The organism is Pseudomonas sp. SAS7 (assembly GCF_052112345.1).
GTDB classification, from domain to species: Bacteria; Pseudomonadota; Gammaproteobacteria; order Pseudomonadales; family Pseudomonadaceae; genus Aquipseudomonas; species Aquipseudomonas putida_Q.
Window position 1 is genome coordinate 1 of the sequence record NZ_JBEGGO010000030.1, and the last position, 17933, is coordinate 17933.

At 63.3% G+C, this 17933-nt stretch carries 13 protein-coding genes; 9 read left to right on the top strand and 4 right to left on the bottom strand.

The annotated features are described in order from the left end of the window. Positions 1-196: 196 nt before the first annotated feature. Positions 197-691: a GNAT family N-acetyltransferase gene (locus tag ABI582_RS28220; protein WP_442120927.1), complete on the top strand. Its 495-nt coding sequence runs from the start codon at positions 197-199 to the stop codon at positions 689-691. Between the two features lie 162 nt (positions 692-853). Then, positions 854-2950 (top strand): putative bifunctional diguanylate cyclase/phosphodiesterase, encoded by a 2097-nt coding sequence (locus ABI582_RS28225; RefSeq protein WP_442120928.1) that lies wholly within the window; start codon positions 854-856, stop codon positions 2948-2950. Positions 2951-3105: 155 nt separating this feature from the next. On the opposite strand, the gene ABI582_RS28230 is transcribed toward ABI582_RS28225, so the two are convergent. Then, positions 3106-3930: an aldo/keto reductase gene (locus tag ABI582_RS28230; protein ID WP_442120929.1), complete on the bottom strand. Its 825-nt coding sequence runs from the start codon at positions 3928-3930 to the stop codon at positions 3106-3108. A gap of 247 nt (positions 3931-4177) precedes the next feature. Here ABI582_RS28230 and ABI582_RS28235 point away from each other — a divergent pair, with 247 nt between their 5' ends. Next, positions 4178-5056, top strand: a complete 879-nt coding sequence (locus ABI582_RS28235) for a DMT family transporter (RefSeq protein WP_338744306.1) — start codon at positions 4178-4180, stop codon at positions 5054-5056. A gap of 8 nt (positions 5057-5064) precedes the next feature. On the opposite strand, the gene ABI582_RS28240 is transcribed toward ABI582_RS28235, so the two are convergent. Then, complete coding sequence (locus ABI582_RS28240) at positions 5065-5967, bottom strand: LysR family transcriptional regulator (protein ID WP_028613150.1); 903 nt, start codon at positions 5965-5967, stop codon at positions 5065-5067. Positions 5968-6335: 368 nt separating this feature from the next. On the opposite strand from ABI582_RS28240, the gene katG reads away from it, so the two are divergent. The 3 genes from katG to ABI582_RS28255 all read left to right on the top strand — a co-directional run bounded on the left by katG (position 6336) and on the right by ABI582_RS28255 (position 11515). Beyond that, the gene (gene katG / locus ABI582_RS28245) at positions 6336-8591 is read left to right on the top strand and encodes a catalase/peroxidase HPI (RefSeq protein ID WP_442120930.1); all 2256 of its coding nucleotides are present in this window, start codon (positions 6336-6338) and stop codon (positions 8589-8591) included. 260 nt (positions 8592-8851) lie between these two features. Beyond that, positions 8852-10063, top strand: a complete 1212-nt coding sequence (locus tag ABI582_RS28250) for a M24 family metallopeptidase (RefSeq protein ID WP_442120931.1) — start codon at positions 8852-8854, stop codon at positions 10061-10063. 117 nt (positions 10064-10180) lie between these two features. Beyond that, positions 10181-11515, top strand: a complete 1335-nt coding sequence (locus ABI582_RS28255; protein ID WP_442120932.1) for an MFS transporter — start codon at positions 10181-10183, stop codon at positions 11513-11515. 129 nt (positions 11516-11644) lie between these two features. On the opposite strand, the gene ABI582_RS28260 is transcribed toward ABI582_RS28255, so the two are convergent. Further along, positions 11645-12652 (bottom strand): GlxA family transcriptional regulator, encoded by a 1008-nt coding sequence (locus ABI582_RS28260; RefSeq protein ID WP_442120933.1) that lies wholly within the window; start codon positions 12650-12652, stop codon positions 11645-11647. A 180-nt stretch (positions 12653-12832) separates the two neighbouring features. Here ABI582_RS28260 and pssA point away from each other — a divergent pair, with 180 nt between their 5' ends. Further along, entirely contained in the window at positions 12833-14161 is a 1329-nt protein-coding gene (pssA, locus tag ABI582_RS28265) for a CDP-diacylglycerol--serine O-phosphatidyltransferase (RefSeq protein ID WP_442120934.1), read from the top strand. Between the two features lie 48 nt (positions 14162-14209). Here pssA and ABI582_RS28270 read toward each other — a convergent pair whose 3' ends face one another. Continuing rightward, the gene (locus ABI582_RS28270; RefSeq protein WP_442120935.1) at positions 14210-15175 is read right to left on the bottom strand and encodes a DMT family transporter; all 966 of its coding nucleotides are present in this window, start codon (positions 15173-15175) and stop codon (positions 14210-14212) included. Positions 15176-15276: 101 nt separating this feature from the next. Between ABI582_RS28270 and ABI582_RS28275 the strand changes: the two genes are divergently transcribed. Both ABI582_RS28275 and ABI582_RS28280 read left to right on the top strand, forming a co-directional pair. Next, positions 15277-16206, top strand: coding sequence for a LysR substrate-binding domain-containing protein (locus tag ABI582_RS28275; protein ID WP_338744297.1), 930 nt, complete (start codon positions 15277-15279; stop codon positions 16204-16206). A 164-nt stretch (positions 16207-16370) separates the two neighbouring features. Then, a complete protein-coding gene (locus ABI582_RS28280) occupies positions 16371-17516 on the top strand; it encodes a GGDEF domain-containing protein (RefSeq protein WP_442120936.1) in 1146 nt (381 codons plus the stop codon). Positions 17517-17933: the final 417 nt, after the last annotated feature.

The window sequence follows — 17933 nt, forward strand, 5'->3', positions numbered from 1 at the left end:
CAGTGCCATCGTGCAATCCCTGTGGGAGCGGCCTTGCCGGGGCGCCGGACCGGTCGGAAAGGGGCGCGTAGCGCCCCCGGCATTCTGACCGTCTTTCACTGTGTTTTTTGCCTGGGCCTTTCCGTGCGGGGAGGGCCTGGGCTTTTTGCTGTTGGGCCCGGTGATCTAGAATCGACCTTTTGCCCGAGCCCCGCCCATGCTGCCCATCGCGTTGCTGCCAACCACTGCTGACCAGGCCCCTCTTATCCGCAACCTCTACCAGTTCTATTCTTACGAGTCCTCCGACTGGGAGCAGGAGGACGTCGAAGTGGACGGCCGCTTCTATATCCACGACGAGCACCTGCACCGCTACTGGCAGGACGACGGCTGGGGCGCCTACCTGGTGCTGGCGGACGGCTTCATCGCCGGCTTCGTACTGGTGGAACGCAGCGAATTGCCGGGCATCGACGCGCTGGAACTGGCTGACCTGTTTATCCTGAAAAAGTACCGCCGCCAGGGCATCGGCCAGGCCGTGGCGTTGCAGCTGCTGGGCGGCGAGGGCGACTGGTTGCTGCGATGCTACGCACAAGATGCCCCGGCCGTGGCGTTCTGCAGGGCCGTACTGGCGAACCTGTCGCGCCCGGCGCAGGCCATTGCCCTGGCTGATGAACCGGACCTGCTCAGTTTCCTGGTGAGCGGCGCCCGCCATTGAGGGTTGCCAGCCTTCGTTCGTCCTTGAAGAGAAATAGCGACATTTTTGTGAGCCACTTCACAAAATCGTCATGAGCGGCATAATGCCATCAACGCTTTCAAAAACCCGGCCACCTCTTGCCGGGGTCCCTTTTCATGCGCTTCGAAGGTTCAGGTAAAGTTCATGTCGTTAGTCGCAAGCCCCGACATCATGTACCGGCTATTGATTCAGAGTGTGGTGGACTATGCCATCTACATGCTCACCCCCGAAGGAGTCGTCGCCAACTGGAACCCCGGCGCTCAGCGTGCCAAGGGGTACCACGCCGAGGAAATCGTCGGCCAGCATTACTCGCTGTTCTACACCGATGCCGAGCGCGCCGCCGGGTTGCCCGCGCATAACCTGGAGCAGGCGCGCAGCACCGGGCGCTTTGAAGAGATCGGTTCGCGCCTGCGCAAGGATGGCTCGGCCTTCCACGCCCATGTGGTGATCGACGCGGTATACGACGATGTCGGCCAACTGGTGGGTTTTGCCAAGGTTACCCGCGACATTTCCGAACGCCGCCGTCAGGAGCTGGAGCTGCTGCAGGCCAAGGAACTGGCCGAGCAGTACAGCCAGGAAATGGCCAAGCTGTCGCAGTTCCTGGATTCGGTAATTGCCAATATCCCCGCCAGCGTCATCGTTCAGGACCTGGAGAGCCAGCGTATCCTGCTGGCCAACCAGCAGGCTGAGCGCCTGTTCGGCGGGCCAGAGCGCAGCATGATCGGCCAACTGCCTGGCGAGTGCCTGAGCCCGGCGGCTGCCGAATACCTTGAGCAGCAACTGGCCCGTGGTGCCCGCAGCACCAAGGGCCATGCTGCCGAGACCCGCGTCGACACCGCCCGTGGCCCGCGTACCCTGCGCAGCCGTACCCTGCTCAGCCAGAACCGCGAAGGCCAGGCTGATTACGTGCTGTTTGTTGCCGAGGATGCCACCGAGGAACTGGCCGCCCACGCGCAGATCCACCACATGGCGCACCATGACGCGCTCACCGGGCTGCCCAACCGCACGCTGTTCAACGAACGCCTGCGCCAGGCGCTGGTGCGTGGCAGCGAGAACGCCAAGCTGACCGCCGCGCTGTGCCTGGACCTGGACAACTTCAAGAACATCAACGATTCCCTGGGCCATGCCTTCGGCGACAAGCTGCTGCGCGAGCTGGGCAAGCGCCTGCGCCGTGAGCTTCGCGAGCACGACACCCTGGCCCGCCTGGGCGGTGACGAGTTTGCTGTGGTACTGACCGGGTTGGATGGCCGCGATGCCGCGTGCAACACCGCGCAGCGCCTGATCAATGCCATTTGCCCGCCGTTCCAGATCGAAGGCCACCAGTTCACGGTGGGGGTGAGCATCGGCGTTGCCATTGCCCCCGATGACAATGACCAGGCCGAGCAGTTGCTCGGCTATGCCGACATGGCGCTGTACGAGGCCAAGCGCAACGGGCGAAACCGCTACGAGTGCTTCGAGGTGGAGCTGGACGTTGCAGCCCGCCAGCGCCGCCTGGTGGAAACCGACCTGCGCACCGCGCTGCACCTGGGGCAGTTGCAACTGCACTACCAGCCGGTGGTCGACCAGCAGACCCATTGCATCACCGGCTACGAGGCGTTGCTGCGCTGGGAGCACCCGAGCCGTGGCATGGTGATGCCCATGGACTTCATCCCCATTGCCGAGGAAACCGGGTTGATTCATGAGCTGGGCACCCGGGCCTTGAACCTGGCCTGCCAGGAGGCGGCGAGCTGGGACAGCGAGCAGACGGTGTCGGTGAACCTGTCGCCGGTGCAGTTCAAGAATGCCAACCTGGTTCAGGTTGTGGCCTTGGCCCTGGCCGACTCGGGCCTGCCGGCGCAGCGCCTGGAACTGGAAATCACCGAATCGGTGCTGCTGGGTAACAGCGAAGAAAACGTGCGCACCTTGCGCGCGTTGAAAGACCTGGGCGTGTCCATTTCGCTGGACGATTTCGGCACCGGGTATTCATCGCTCGGCTACCTGCGGTCGTTCCCGTTCGACCGGATCAAGATCGACAAGTCGTTCGTGCATGACATGTGCGAAAGCCGTGAGGCGATGTCGATCATCCGCGCCATTACCGACCTGTCCAACAGCCTGATGATCAAGACCACGGCCGAGGGGGTGGAGTCGGAAGAGCAGATGCGCCGGCTGGCGGCGGAAGGGTGCTCGCATTTCCAGGGCTACCTGTACGGGCGGCCGGCACCGGCGAGTGAGCGGTTGAAGCAGGTGATAACACCGGCCTAAACCCGTGTGCGGTCCCGTGTAGGAGCGGCCTTGTGTCGCGATGGGGCGCGCAGCGGCCCCCTATTTTCAGCTTCGCCGCAGATGTTGCCGGGGCCGCTTCGCGGCCCATCGCGACACAAGGCCGCTCCTACAGGGGGCCGTGACAGTAATCGGGATTAGCTACTCCAGTCCGGTGCAAACGGTGGGCTCACCACCCGCTGGTCCTTCGGCAGCCCGGCAATCGCCGCGCGGTCTTCGTCGTCCAGTTGCACGTTCAACGCTGCCAGGTTGGCCAGCTGGTTCTCGCGGCTACTGGCCTTTGGGATCGCCGCCACACCGTCCTGGTCCAGCAACCACTTCAGTGCCACCTGGCTGGGCAGCACGCCGTGCTTGCGGGCAATCGCCTGGATCACCGGCTGCGCCGCCGCCTGGCCGCGGGCCAGCGGGGTGTAGGCGGTGAGCAACAGGTCATGGTGGCGGGCGTAGTCGAGCAGCGGTTGCTGCCCGAGCAGCACGTGGTATTCCACCTGAATCGCCGACAACGGCGCACCCAGGGTTTCGACCACCTGGCGCAGCAGCCCCAGCGGGAAGTTGGCCACGCCGATGTGGCGCGTCTTGCCCTCGTCACGCAGCGCTACCAGGGTGTCGATGCTGCGTGCCAGGTCCCAATCCTTGCCGGGCCAGTGAATGTGGAACAGGTCGACCTGCTCGGTGCCCAGGGCGCGCAGGCTGTCTTCCAGCGACTGGCGCATGGCCTTGGGCTCCAGACGGTCCCACCACACCTTGGTGGTGAGGTGAATCTGCTCGCGTGGTACGTCGCTGTCGCGCAGGGCCTGGCCAACAGCCGCTTCGTTTTCGTAGGCAGTTGCGGTGTCGATGTGCCGGTAACCGACGTCAAGCGCTTGGTGCACCGCCTGGGTGCATTCGGTGCCGGTCATCGGCCAGGTGCCCAGGCCGATTGCTGGCAGGTCCAGACCGTTACGGGTGGTGAGCCTTTGCATGTAAATTCCTTGTAGGGTGTGCAGGGTTCGTACTCGATGGTCGATGATCAGCGAGGCCCGGGCCATGCGTTCAAGGCACAAAGTGGTCGATCAGCGAACAGTAATTGCAGCCGGCGTGGACAAGCGGCAAATGAACTTCCTTATGCTGCGGCATCTCTTCTAGAATTCGAGCAGTCGCATCCGCCAGGCCACGCCTGTGCGGCCTTCCCTGGGCGTGGCACGTCGCCGCGCCGTCATCGAGAGAGCCATGAGTTCCAGCACACCGCTGTCCGGCGTCAACCAACCCTTGCGCGGTATCGCGCTGGTGGTGGGGGCGACGTTCCTGTTTGCCAGCCACGATGCCCTGTCCAAATTCCTCGGCGGCATTTACCCGATCGTGATGGTGGTGTGGGCGCGTTATGTCGTGCATACGCTGCTGATGGCCGGCATTTTCCTGCCCAAGTCTGGGCTCAATGTATTGCGCACCCGTCGGCCGGTATTGCAGACCTTGCGGGCCTTGAGCCTGTTGAGCACCAGCCTGCTGTTCACCAGCGGCCTTCAGTATCTGCCGCTGGCTGAGGCGACTGCGGTCAACTTCCTTGCCCCGGTGCTGGTCACCGCGCTGTCTGCTCCGCTGCTCAAAGAGCGGGTGACGGTGGGGCAGTGGGTGGCCGTAGTGCTGGGTTTCATCGGCGTGCTGGTGGTAGTGCACCCGGGTGGGGCGATGTTTACCCCGGCCATTCTGTATCCGTTCGGTTCGGCGTTGGGCTTCTGCTTCTATCAGTTGCTGACGCGCATTCTGGCTGCGCATGACAGCCCGACCACCAGCAATTTCTATGCAGGGCTGTGCAACACCCTGGCAATGAGTGCACTGGTGCCGTTCTTCTGGGAGGTGCCGCGTTGGGACCATGCCCTGCTGATGCTGGCCCTGGGGGGCTTTGGCATGACGGCGCACCTGCTGCTGACCCAGGCCTTCCGCCATGCGGCACCGGCGTTGCTGGCACCGTTCAGCTACTGCCAGATCGTGTTTGCCGGGTTGCTTGGGCTTCTGTTCTATAGCCAGGTGCCGGATACCCTGAGCCTGGTGGGAATTTCGGTGATCTGCCTCAGTGGGCTGGGCGCGGCATGGATGCAGCGCAAGAAGTGAGTGATTACCTACCGGGCCATGAACTGCAGGATGCGTTCGCGTAGCCAGCGCTCGGCCGGGTCGTTGTCCTGGGCGCCGCTCCAGACCATCGACAGTTCGGCCTCGGTGATGTCGAACGGCGCCGGGTCGGCGCGCAGGCTGCCGTCGTCGGCCAGGGCGCAGGCGGCGTAGTCGGGTACTGTGGCGATCAGCTCGGTGTTGCGCAGCAGGGCGCGCAGGCTGCCGAACTGCGGCACTGCCAGCACCACCTTGCGGCAACGGCCGATGCGCGCCAGGTCCAGGTCGATGTTGCCGCTCATGTCGCCGGAGAACGACACCATCACATGCGGGCGCGCGCAGTATTCGTCGAGGGTCAGCGGGCCGGGTCGGTCGTCGGCGCGCAGCACGCGCACGCCGATGTCGCGCAGCTTGCGGCGTTTGGCCGTGGCGGGCAGGTCGGTGGTGTAGCTCACACCTACCGAGATTTCGCCGCTGGCCAGCAGGCCTGGCATCAGCAGGAAGTTGGCCCGGCGCACCACCACACTGATATCCGGGGCCTCTTCGCGCAGGGCCTGCAGCAAGGCCGGGAACAGGCCGAACTCGGCATCGTCCGACAGGCCCAGGCGGAACACATTGCAGCTGCTGGCCGGGTCGAATTCGCGGGCGCGGCTGATGGCGGCGGAAATCACGTCCATCGCTGGCGCCAGTTCGGCAAAAATCTGCAGGGCCCTTGGCGTGGGTTCCATGGCCCGGCCGCTGCGGATCAGCAACGGGTCATCGAACAGCTCGCGCAGGCGGGCGAGGGCGGCGCTGACGGTGGACTGGGTGATGAACAGCTTTTCACCGACGCGGGTCAGGTTGCGTTCGATCATCAAGGCTTCGAACAGCACCAGCAGGTTCATGTCGACGCGGCGCAGGTCGTTGCGGTTCATTGGGCTCAGGTTCCGGAATAGAGGGCTTGGCGGTGTATTGAAGCACGCCGCTGGCCTGCTTGCCTTGTATGAATGTGCCGGCCTCTTCGCGGGTGAACCCGCTCCCACAGGTATTGCACCAGTTTTGAATCCTGTGCCCTACCTGTGGGAGCGGGTTCACCCGCGAAGAGGCCAGCACAAGCAAACCTGACAGAGCCAGCCTATCACCCCCTAACAGCCACTCTATTAGAACTCTGCCCAAGCTCGTCTAGTCTTTCCCGTGGCCCCGTGTAGACCTGATGAGGGGTAGCACGAGCCCCACACGCTCGGCTGAAAGAACACCTGGCATAGACCGGAAATCTGGATAACCGACCCAAAGGTACCCGCAGATGTCGAACGAATCGAAATGCCCGTTCCATCAAACCGCAGGTGGCGGCACCACCAACCGTGACTGGTGGCCTGACCAGCTCAACCTTCGTATTCTTCACCAGCATTCGTCGAAATCCAGCCCCGATCCGGACTTCGATTATGCCAAGGCGTTCAAGAGCCTCGACTTCCAGGCCCTGAAGCAAGACCTGACCGCCTTGATGACCGACTCGCAGGACTGGTGGCCCGCCGACTTCGGCCACTACGGTCCGCTGTTCATCCGCATGGCCTGGCATAGCGCGGGCACCTACCGCATCGGCGATGGCCGCGGTGGCGCGGGCTCTGGCCAGCAACGTTTCGCCCCTCTGAACAGCTGGCCAGACAACGTCAGCCTGGACAAGGCCCGGCGGCTGCTGTGGCCGATCAAGCAGAAATACGGCAACAAGATTTCCTGGGCCGACCTGATCGTGCTCACGGGTAACGTTGCCCTCGAATCCATGGGCTTCAAGACCTTCGGTTTCTCTGGCGGGCGCGCCGATGTATGGGAGCCGGACGAAGATGTGTATTGGGGCTCGGAAAAGGTCTGGCTGGGCGGCGATACCCGCTACGGCAAGGAACAGGTCAAGGCCCAGCCGCCAGGCCAGGGTGACCTGGTGGCCGAGCCGGCCAAGCATGGCGAAGAACAGAATCGCGACCTGTCGGCCGAGCGTAACCTGGAAAACCCGCTGGCCGCGGTGCAGATGGGCCTGATCTACGTGAACCCGGAAGGCCCGGAAGGCAACCCAGACCCGGTAGCGTCGGGCAGGGACATCCGTGAAACCTTTGGCCGCATGGCCATGAACGATGAAGAAACCGTGGCGCTGATCGCCGGCGGCCACGCTTTCGGCAAGACCCACGGCGCCGGCCCCGCCGACAACGTCGGCCCCGAGCCGGAAGCAGCAGGGCTGGAGTTGCAGGGCCTGGGCTGGCCCAACAAGTTTGGTACCGGCAAAGGCGGGGATACCATCACCAGCGGCTTGGAAGTGACCTGGACTTCTACCCCGACCAAGTGGAGCAACGAGTACCTGAACAACCTGTTCAACTTTGAGTGGGAGCTGACCAAAAGCCCGGCCGGTGCGCACCAGTGGCGGCCGAAAGAGGGCAAAGGCGCAGGCACGGTGCCAGATGCCCACGATCCGGGTAAAAAACACGCACCGTCGATGCTTACCTCCGACCTGGCGCTGCGCTTCGACCCGATCTACGAGCCGATCGCCCGTCGCTTCAAGGACAACCCTGACCAGCTGGCGGATGCCTTCGCCCGTGCCTGGTACAAACTCATCCACCGCGACATGGGCCCGCTGGCGCGCTACCTGGGCCCGGAAATGCCCAATGAAGAGTTGCTGTGGCAGGACCCGTTGCCCAAGGCAGATCCAGGCACGATCAGCGAGCAAGACATCGCAGATCTCAAAACCAAGATCCTGGCTTCGGGCTTGAGCGTGGGTGAGCTGGTCTCCACCGCGTGGGCATCCGCGTCGACCTTCCGTGGCTCCGACAAGCGCGGTGGGGCCAATGGCGCCCGCGTGCGCCTGGCACCGCAGAAGGACTGGGCTGCAAACCAGGGCGTAGATAAGGTGCTGGCGGCGCTGGAAAAGATCCAGGGCGAGTTCAACAACGGCGGCAAGAAGGTTTCTCTGGCCGACCTGATCGTGCTGGCCGGTACCGCAGCTGTTGAGAAAGCCGCCAAGGATGCCGGTTACACGGGCAGCGTGGGGTTCCGCCCGGGCCGCGTCGATGCGTCTCAGGCGCAGACCGATGTCGAGTCGTTTGCCGTGCTGGAGCCGTTGGCCGATGGCTTCCGCAACTTCACCAAGGCCCGCTATAGCGTCAAGGCTGAGAAGCTGCTGCTGGACAAGGCCCAGTTGCTGACGCTGACGGCGCCGGAGCTGACCGTGCTGATTGGCGGCCTGCGCGTGCTGGGCGCCAACCATGGCGGCAGCAAGCAGGGCGTGTTCACCGACAAGCCCGGCACCCTGAGCAACGACTTCTTCCGCAACCTGCTGGATATGGGCGTGGAATGGAAGCCGACCTCGGCGGACAACGAAGCCTTCGAAGGCCGCGACCGCAAGACCGGGCAGGTGAAGTGGAGTGGTAGCCGGGTTGACCTGGTGTTCGGTTCGCATGCCCAGTTGCGGGCGTTGAGCGAGGTGTATGGCAGCAGTGATGGGGGTGACAAGTTTGTGCGGGACTTTGTCGCAGCCTGGCAGAAGGTCATGGAGCTGGATCGTTTTGATTTGAAATAGCGTTGCCTGGCTGGGGGCGCTTCGCGCCCCTTTCGCGACACAAGGCCGCTCCTACAGGTCCTGCGTAGTCTTCCTGGCTAGCGCCGTACCTGTAGGAGCGGCCTTGTGTCGCGATAGGGCTGCAAAGCAGCCCCAGGGGCACGGGTGATCCCGCCAATTCCAGGTCGGATAGATACAAAAGCGTCCTCGTCGGTTCTGTTGCAATGCTTCTCAGGCGGCCGGCCTGAACAGCGTGCTCACAACGACAAGGAACCCCGACCATGCAAATGCCCAAGACCCTGAAAATCCGCAATGGCGACAAGGTGCAGCCGACCTTTTCGGTGCAGGAATATGCAGCCCGCCACGCCCGGCTGCGGGCCTACATGGCCGAGCAGGACATCGAGGCGGCGATCTTCACTTCGTACCACAACGTCAACTACTACAGCGACTTCCTGTACTGCTCGTTCGGCCGCCCGTATGCGCTGGTGATCACCCAGGACAAGGTTGTCTCGATCAGCGCCAACATCGATGGCGGGCAGCCCTGGCGGCGTACGGTCGGCACTGACAACATCGTCTACACCGACTGGCAACGCGACAACTACTTCGTTGCCATCCAGCAGGCGCTGCCGCTGGCCTCGCGCATCGGCGTCGAACACGATCACCTCAACCTGCAGAACCATGCCAAGTTGGCCGCCTGCTACCCCAAAGCCGAGTTGCTGGACATTGGCGCGCCTTGCATGCGCATGCGCATGATCAAATCGGCCGAGGAACAGGCGCTGATCCGCCACGGTGCGCAGGTGGCCGACATCGGCGGTGCGGCGGTGGTAGAGGCGCTGCGCGAACAGGTGCCTGAGTATGAGGTGGCGCTGCATGCCACCCAGGCGATGGTCCGCGAAATTGCCAGGCGCTTCCCCGATGCGGAGCTGATGGACACCTGGACCTGGTTCCAGTCCGGGCTCAACACCGATGGCGCGCATAACCCGGTAACCAGCCGCCGCGTGGGCAAGGGTGAAATCCTCAGCCTCAACTGCTTCCCGATGATCGCCGGCTACTACACCGCGCTGGAGCGCACGCTGTTCCTCGACCACTGCCCGGATGAGTACCTGCGCCTGTGGCAGGCCAACGTTGAAGTGCACGAGGCCGGGTTGAAACTGGTACGCCCGGGCATGCGCTGCAGCGACATCGCCCGTGAACTGAACGAAATCTTCCTGCGCCACGACCTGCTGCAGTACCGCACCTTCGGTTATGGGCATTCGTTCGGCACCTTGAGCCACTACTACGGCCGCGAAGCGGGGCTGGAGCTGCGCGAAGACATCGACACGGTGCTGGAGCCTGGCATGGTGGTGTCGATCGAACCGATGATCATGCTGCCCGAAGGGCGGCCGGGGGCGGGCGGGTATCGCGAGCATGACATTCTGATCGTCAACGACAACGGTGCCGAGAACATTACCAAGTTCCCGTATGGGCCGGAGCACAACATCATTTGCAAATAAGCATCGGCGCCGCCTCTTCGCGGGTTCACCCGCGAAGAGGCCAGCCTGGACAATAAAAAAATCACTGTATGACCACCAGACCCTGCCTCCAATTAAAAGAATCAGAGGGTACCCGTCATGTCCAGCACCACACTTGACTCATCCGCCGTCGCCGGTCCCGCACACAACGCCGAACGCCAGGCCCTGCGCAAGGCCGCCTGGGCCAGTTTCATGGGTAACTTCGTCGAGTGGTTCGACTATGCCGCCTACGGCTACCTGGCCACCATCATCGCCGCCACCTTCTTCCCGCAAACCGACAAGACCACTGGCTTGCTGGCAACCTTCGCCGTGTTTGCCCTGTCGTTCCTGGTACGCCCGCTAGGCGGCATCGTCTGGGGGCACTTTGGCGACCGCCATGGCCGGCGCAACGCACTGTCGTGGTCGATCCTGATCATGTCGGTAGCCACCTTCTGCATCGGCCTGTTGCCTGGGTATGCGCAAATCGGTTTGTGGGCGCCGGCGCTGCTGTTGCTGATCCGCCTGGTGCAGGGTTTTTCTGCCTCGGGCGAGTACGCCGGTGCTGCGGCGTTCCTGGCCGAATACGCGCCGCCCGGCCGTCGTGGCCTGTACACCAGCATCGTGCCGGCCAGCACGGCAGCGGGGTTGCTGTTTGGTGCGGCGTTTGTGGCGGTGTTGCACGAACTGCTCAGCAGCGAAGCCCTGCATGAATGGGGCTGGCGCCTGCCGTTCCTGCTGGCGGCGCCGTTCGGCCTGGTGGGGCGCTATATCCGCATGAGCCTGCAGGACACGCCCAAGTTTCTGGAGATGGAGCAGCGCCTGGAACACAAGGCCGGCATGGCCCCGACGCCGTTGCGCGAACTGATGGGCCAACACCGGCGCAGCCTGGCCATCGGCATTGGCGTTACCTGTCTGAACGCGGTGGCGTTCTACCTGCTGCTCAGCTACATGCCGACCTACCTGTCCAATGAAATGGGCATGAGCGAGCGGGATTCGTTCATTGCCTCGACAGTATCGCTGGCTACCTATATTGGCTTGATCTTCCTGATGGGGCGGCTGTCCGACCGGTTTGGCCGCAAGACCATGCTGGTGGTGGCTTCGCTGTTGTTCCTGGGGCTGACCGTACCGTTGTTCCGCCTGCTTGACGGGCAGCCGCTGCTGGTCATCCTGGCGATCCAGATTTGCTTTGGGGCGATACTGGCAATGAACGACGGAACCTTGCCGTGCCTGCTGGCCGAGATTTTCCCGACCCGGGTGCGCTTCAGTGGGTTTGCCCTGAGCTTCAATGTGGCCAATGCCCTGTTTGGCGGGACTGCACCGTTCATTGCCACCTGGCTGATTCAGGTGACTGGCAGCAAGCTGGCGCCGGCGGGGTATTTGCTGGCGGCAGCACTGGTGGCACTGGTGGCCATGCTGATGTGCCGAGAAACGGCGCACTCGGCCCTGGAAGATTGAAAAGCCTGCACTGGCCCCTTCGCGGGTGAACCCGCTCCCACAGGGGCCTCACAGGCCTGAGCATTGTGCGATCCCTGTGGGAGCGGGTTTACCCGCGAAGAGGCCGGCAATACTATGGCAATATCTGGATCAGTGCAGAGAGGCCTGCCGCCGTTCCCCCAGCGGCGACAAGCCAAAGAACCGGCTGTAACTCTTGGAAAAATGCGCCGGCGAACTGAACCCGCAGGCCAGCGCCACCTCGCGCACCTGCACATCGCTGCGCAGCAGCAACTCCCGCGCCCGCGACAGCCGCAGCTCCAGGTAATACTGGCTGGGCGTGCGCTGCAGGTACTTGTGGAACAGCCGCTCCAGTTGGCGCACGGTCACCTCGTTGAGGCTGGCCAGTTCTTCCAGCCCCAGTGGTTCTTCCAGATTGGCCTCCATGATTGCCACCACCTGGCTCAGCTTGGGTTGGGCGCTGCCAAGCAGGGTGCGCAGCGGTACCCGCTGGCGATCGCGCTCGCCCCGTACCCGGTCGCACAGCAACAGCTCGGCCGCCTTGGCCGCAATGCCCTGGCCGCCGGGTTCGCGGGCCACCAGTTGCAGCATCATGTCCATGGCTGCCACACCGCCCGAGCAGGTATAACGGTCGCGGTCCAGTTCGAACAGCTGGCTGGAAATGACAATGCCGGGGAAGTGCGCCTGCAGGGTTGGCAGGTCTTCCCAATGAATGGTGCAGCGGTAGCCTTTGAGCAGTTCGGCCTTGGCTAGCAGGTAGCTACCGGTGCAAATACCGCCCAAGGGCAGGTGCTGGCGGGCCAGCTTGCGCAACCAGTCGATCAGCGGGCGGCTGCTACGGCCACGGTCGATCGGGTTGGCGCCGACCACCAGCAGCGCATCCAGCTCTGGGGCGTTGGCGATGCTGTAGTCGGGCAGTACGCGCATGCCGTTACTGGCGACCACGGGTGCATCGGCCGCGGCAATCAGCACGCTGCGAAACAGTGGCGTGCGCGCGGCCAGGTTGGCCATGCGCAGTGTTTCCACCGCCGACGCCAGGCCGATGGTGGTGAAGTTGGGCAAAATCAGAAAGCCGAAGGTCTTTACGGAACAACTCTTTACAATAGACGGCGACAGGTTTGTAGAAGCGGGGTGGACCATTGCGCTGTTCCTGTGCAAGCTGAGGCAGAGTTCGTCAGGGGCAGAGAGAAATACAGCCTCGCGTGGTTCTTGTTGTTATAGGTCGTTGCCGGGTCGATCTTACACCCCCGGCGCACCGGCCAGGAATGGCCCCGCCGGCTGGCAGGGCCGACAGTGATTGCACAGAGAAGGTGAACGTTCGTGAACCCCGAATCCATGCTGGCGGCATTGCCAGGCTACGCCATATCGCCCGAGTCGATCCAGGTGCTGCCCAATGCCAAGGCATACCGCGCCTGCCTGCTCGAACGCATCCGCGCCGCAACACGGCGCATCGTCATCGTCGCGCTGTACCTGCAGGAAGACGAGGCCGGCCAGGAAGTGCTGGATGCCTTGTACCAGGCCAAGGCCGAGCGGCCAGGCCTGGAAATCACCATCGTGGTCGACTGGTTTCGTGCCCGCCGTGGTCTGTTGGGGGGCGGGCGCCAGCCGGGTAACGCCGCCTGGTATCAGGCCCAGCGCCAGTTGCGCGGGCTGGATATCGTCATTCACGGGGTGCCGGTGCAAACCCGCGAGCTGTTCGGCGTGTTGCACCTCAAGGGCAGCATCATCGACGACTGCGTGATCTACACCGGCGCCAGCCTGAACAACGTCTACCTGCACCGCTTTGACCGTTATCGCCTGGACCGCTACCACCTGTTCCAGTCGCCGGGGCTGGCCGACGCCATGGTCGACCTGGTGCGGCGCCTGCTGCACCACACCGCCACCCCGCGCCTCGACTTGCCTGCACCACCCGCCACCCGTAACCTGCGCGGCGACATCCGGCGCTTGCGTGCGCGCTTGCGGCGCATGGCCTACGAGGCACCAGCCAGCGTGGCAGGGCAGGGGTTGCGGGTGATTCCGCTGCTGGGCGTGGGCCGTGGCAACCCGTTGAACCGGGCAATGTGCGCCCTGTTGGCGGCGGCGCGCACGCAACTCATCATCAGTACGCCGTATTTCAACCCGCCGCGGATGGTTATGCGCGAGCTTGACCATGCGCTGGAGCGGGGGGTGCACGTTGAGCTGATCGTCGGTGACCGCACGGCCAACGACTTCTACATCGCCCCGGGTGAGCCGTTCAGTGCCAGTGGCGCCTTGCCTTATCTGTACGAAGACAACCTGCGTGCTTTTGCCCGACGCCGCCATGCGGCGATTGCCAGCGGCCAGCTACAAGTGCGGATCTGGAACGATCCCGGGCATACCTTCCATGCCAAGGGCGTGTGGGTCGACCAACGCTATTCGCTGCTGACCGGGAACAACCTGAACCCGCGCGGGTTCAACCTGGACCTGGAAAACGGCCTGCTGATCGATGACCCGCAAGGGCAATGGCTGGAACCACGGGAAGCGGAGCTGACCGAGCTACGCCGGCATGCGCCGAAGATTGCCTCGGCAGAGGCGTTGGGGGTGAAGGCCGAACACCCCAAGGAAGTCCGCAAGTTTCTGCGGCGGTTGCGTTTTAGCCGGTTGGAGCCTTTGATCAAGCGGGTGCTCTGATGATTTGCCGGGTGCGCTTTTTGTAGGAGCGCCCCGGCAACGCCGCTCCTACAGAGACCGTGCCGGTTCGGGCGCTGTGGCTATCTCGGCTTTCTTCTTGCTTTGCGGCTTGAGCCGCGACACGGCAAACAGCACCACCGCCAGCCCGATGACCTGGTAGAGCGAAATCTCTTCACTCAAAAGTGCCCATGATGCCAACACCGTCAGCACCGGCCCCAGGTTGCCCACCGCCGCAGTGTGAGTCGGGCCGAGCCGCTGGATTGCCAGCGCCACCCAGTAGATCGGCAATACCGTGGAGAACACCGCCATCAACCCGGCATTGGCCCACACCGCGCCCGGCAACTGCCACAGCTGCCCGACCGGTGCCACCAGCAGGTAATGCGCCAGCACCATCAGCGAGGACGCCGTGCCGCATAGCCCGGCCAGGCGCATCGAGCCCATGCGCTTGAGCATCATCCCGGTGCCGGAGTAATACAGCGCGTAGGTCACCGCACTGGCGAACACCCACAGCGAGCCCAGCACCACCCGTTGGCCAACCCCGGCGACACTGACGTCGTGGACGAAGGCGATGCCCAGCCCCAGGTAGCACAGGCCCATGGCCGACAAGGTGCGCAGGCTTGGCCGTTCACGCAGGGCGATGGCCTGGAACACCAGCACCAGCGTCGGGTAGGTGAACAGGATCAGCCGCTCGAGCCCGGCGCTGATGTACTGCAAACCATAAAAGTCGAACAGGCTGGCCAGGTAATAACCCAGCAGCCCGAGCAAGCACACACGCAAACCGTCGCCCAGTTTGAGCGGGGCGCTGCCTTGGCTACGGCTGGCCCATACCAGCCAGGCGAACAACGGCAGCGCCAGCCCCATGCGCATCGCCAGCAGGCTGATGGCGTCCACCGGCCCGGCAGCGTATGCGAGCTTGACGAAAATCGCCTTGAAGCTGAAGCCCAGGGCGGCCAGCACGGCGTACAAGGCGCCGCTCTGCATCTGGCGTTGGATCAGGCTGCGTAATGCGTTCATGGAGTACCCGAGGCAGAAGAATGTCAGGGCTTATTCTGAACAGAAGGCGGCTAAGCTAGAATCGCTTTTAATCGAACAGGGTGTTCGCTTTTGGAGAAGCCATGCCATTCGACCTAACTGACCTGCGCCTGCTGCTGGCCATCGCTGCCACAGGCAGCCTGAGCAAGGCGGCTGCCACCTTTCCGGTGGCCGTATCGGCGGCCAGTAATCGCCTGCGCCTGCTGGAAGAGCGCTGCGGGCTGGCGCTGTTCATCCGTAATGCCGGTGGCATGCAGCTGACGCCATCCGGGCGGTTGGTGCTCGAGGGCGCGCGGACCGTCCTCGCTGAGGCGCAAAAGCTGCAGGGCACCTTGAAAGAGCTGTCTGGTGAGCACCGCATCACCTTGCGCCTGGCGGCTTCCACCGTGACCAACAGCACATTGCTGCCCGCCGTGTTGGGGCCGTTCCTGGCGGACTACCCGGAGGTCGACCTGCAACTGGTCGAGCACAAGAGCGTGGATGTGCTGCGGGTAGTGGTGGCCAACGAGTGCGAGATCGGTGTGTATGACGGCATCCTGAACAGTGAGGGCGTGGTATCGCTGCCGTTTCGCACCGAGCGCCTGGTGATGCTGGTGCCTGCCGGTCATCCGCTGGCCGGGCGCGAGCAGCTACGCTTGGTCGACGCCTTGGGCTTTGCGTTCATCTGCCTCCCGGGTGAACGGCCGATGCAGCGCTTTGTCGAGGAAATGGCGATGAAGCTGGCCATGCCCCTGAAGGTACGGGTGCGTGCACCGAGTTTCGAGGCGATTGCCCAGTTGGTGGCACAACGTGCAGGGGTGGCAATGCTGCCCGAAACAGCGGCCCTTCGCGCCGAACAGGAGCTGCCGGTGCGCAGGGTGGCCCTGGCCGAAAGCTGGGCCACCCTGGAGCTTCGCCTGTGCTTCCGTGACTGGGAGCAACTGAGCTCGCATGGGCGGCAACTGGTGAGTTTTCTTTCCGGGCTTGAGGCGGGCGAGACCACCGCGATTTCTGTAGTGAACACGGCCTCTTGATGGCAAAATGATATTGCCACCAGGCGTTCATCGACAGGGCTGGGCTATCATTTGCAGTCAACCGTGCAAGGCCCCTCTGAAAAGTCATCACGAGCGCATACAATCGGGCCTTTTCCTCGTTAACCAGATAGGCCAATGCGTATATGGCGCTAGATCCACCCACGATGCTGACCATCTCGGTTGCCCTGGCAGCGGCGGCTGCCCTGTACCTGGCGATTGAGTGGCGCAGTGTCCGCGAAACCTCACTGCTGTTCTGGAGTGCCGGTTTTGCCACTATTACTGTCGGTTGTATCCTGGCCTTGTTGCGCGGGGTCGGGTTGTTGTTCATCGGCATCTGGTTCGCCAACGGTTTGCTGGTGGTAGCGCACTGGTTTTTCCTGATGGGCGTACTGCGCTTCACCCAGGACCGCTTGTCGCGGGCCTGGCTGATCATTGTGGTGGTCTGGTTCGCCTTGCTGTTGTTGCCCGTAGGGCCGCAGTGGTCGAAGGTGATGCTGATGGTCAACTCGTTGCTGGTGGCGGCATTGACGCTGAAGGCCAGCTTGCTGTTGCGGCCCCACGGCAAGTCGCTGAGTGTCGGGGCCGTGCAGCTGCGTTATGTACTGCTGATTCACGGGCTGTTCTATGTGGCCAAGGCGGTCATTGCGATCACGCCGGGAACGTTGATTGACCTGGCCACCTTTGGCGGGCTGATCATTCAGATTTCCCTGGTCGAGGGGGCGATGGCGATCATGCTGATTGCCTTGTCGATGACCGGCACTGTGCGCTATCGGCGCGAGGAGCGGATTGCCCGGCTGGCGGCCCGCGACCCGTTGACCGCGCTGTACAACCGGCGCGCGCTGGAGGTGCGGGCGGGGCATTTCTTCAAGGACGTTAGCCCGGCGCAGCCCGGGGCGTTGCTGCTGATCGACATCGACAACTTCAAGCTGGTGAACGACCTGCATGGGCACATTGCCGGGGACCGGTTGCTGATTGCCTTGAGCGAGATGATTCGCACGGTGCTACCCGAGCGCGCGCTGGCCGCGCGTTTGGGCGGCGATGAGTTCGTGATCTTGTTGAGCGGGGCGAGTAGCGAGCGGGTCATGGAGCTGGGTGGGGTGTTGCGTGAGCAATTTCAGCAGTATGCCAGCAAGACCGTGCCTACGCCGCACGCGGTTACCTTGAGCATCGGCGTGAACCTGTTCGAGCAGCCGCCGGCGAGCCTGGCGGCGTTGATCGAGCAGGGGGATGTGGCCTTGTACCAGTCCAAACGCAGTGGGCGCGACAGTATCCGGTTTGTGGAGCGTCCGATGGCTGACATTAACCACTAGGCTGCTTTTTGCTTTTGCTTTTGCTTTTGCTTTTGCTTTTGCTTTTGCTTCTAAGTGCGCGGTAGTTCAGGCGACGCAGATTGCGACTTCAGGAGGCCGAGCGCAGGGCTTGCGAAGGGAGGTGACGGGCATGCATGCCCGTCAAGCGCTGGGCCCCAGGATGGGGCCTGCAGCGCGGTCCTCCCGGGAGCAAGCCCGGAGCGAGGGGACCCCGGAGCGTAGCGCAGGGGCCGGATGATGGGAGCGGACGGCTTTGGTTACTTTGGCCAAGACCAAAGTAACCCGCCGGAAGGGCGGAAAGGTGACTCAGCGCCACCTGCGCGAACGAATGTCTGCTCGGTGTGAATGCCCGCACCAAAAAAGCTAAAAGCTAAAAGCTAAAAGCTAAAAGCTAAAAGCTAAAAGCTAAAAGCTAAA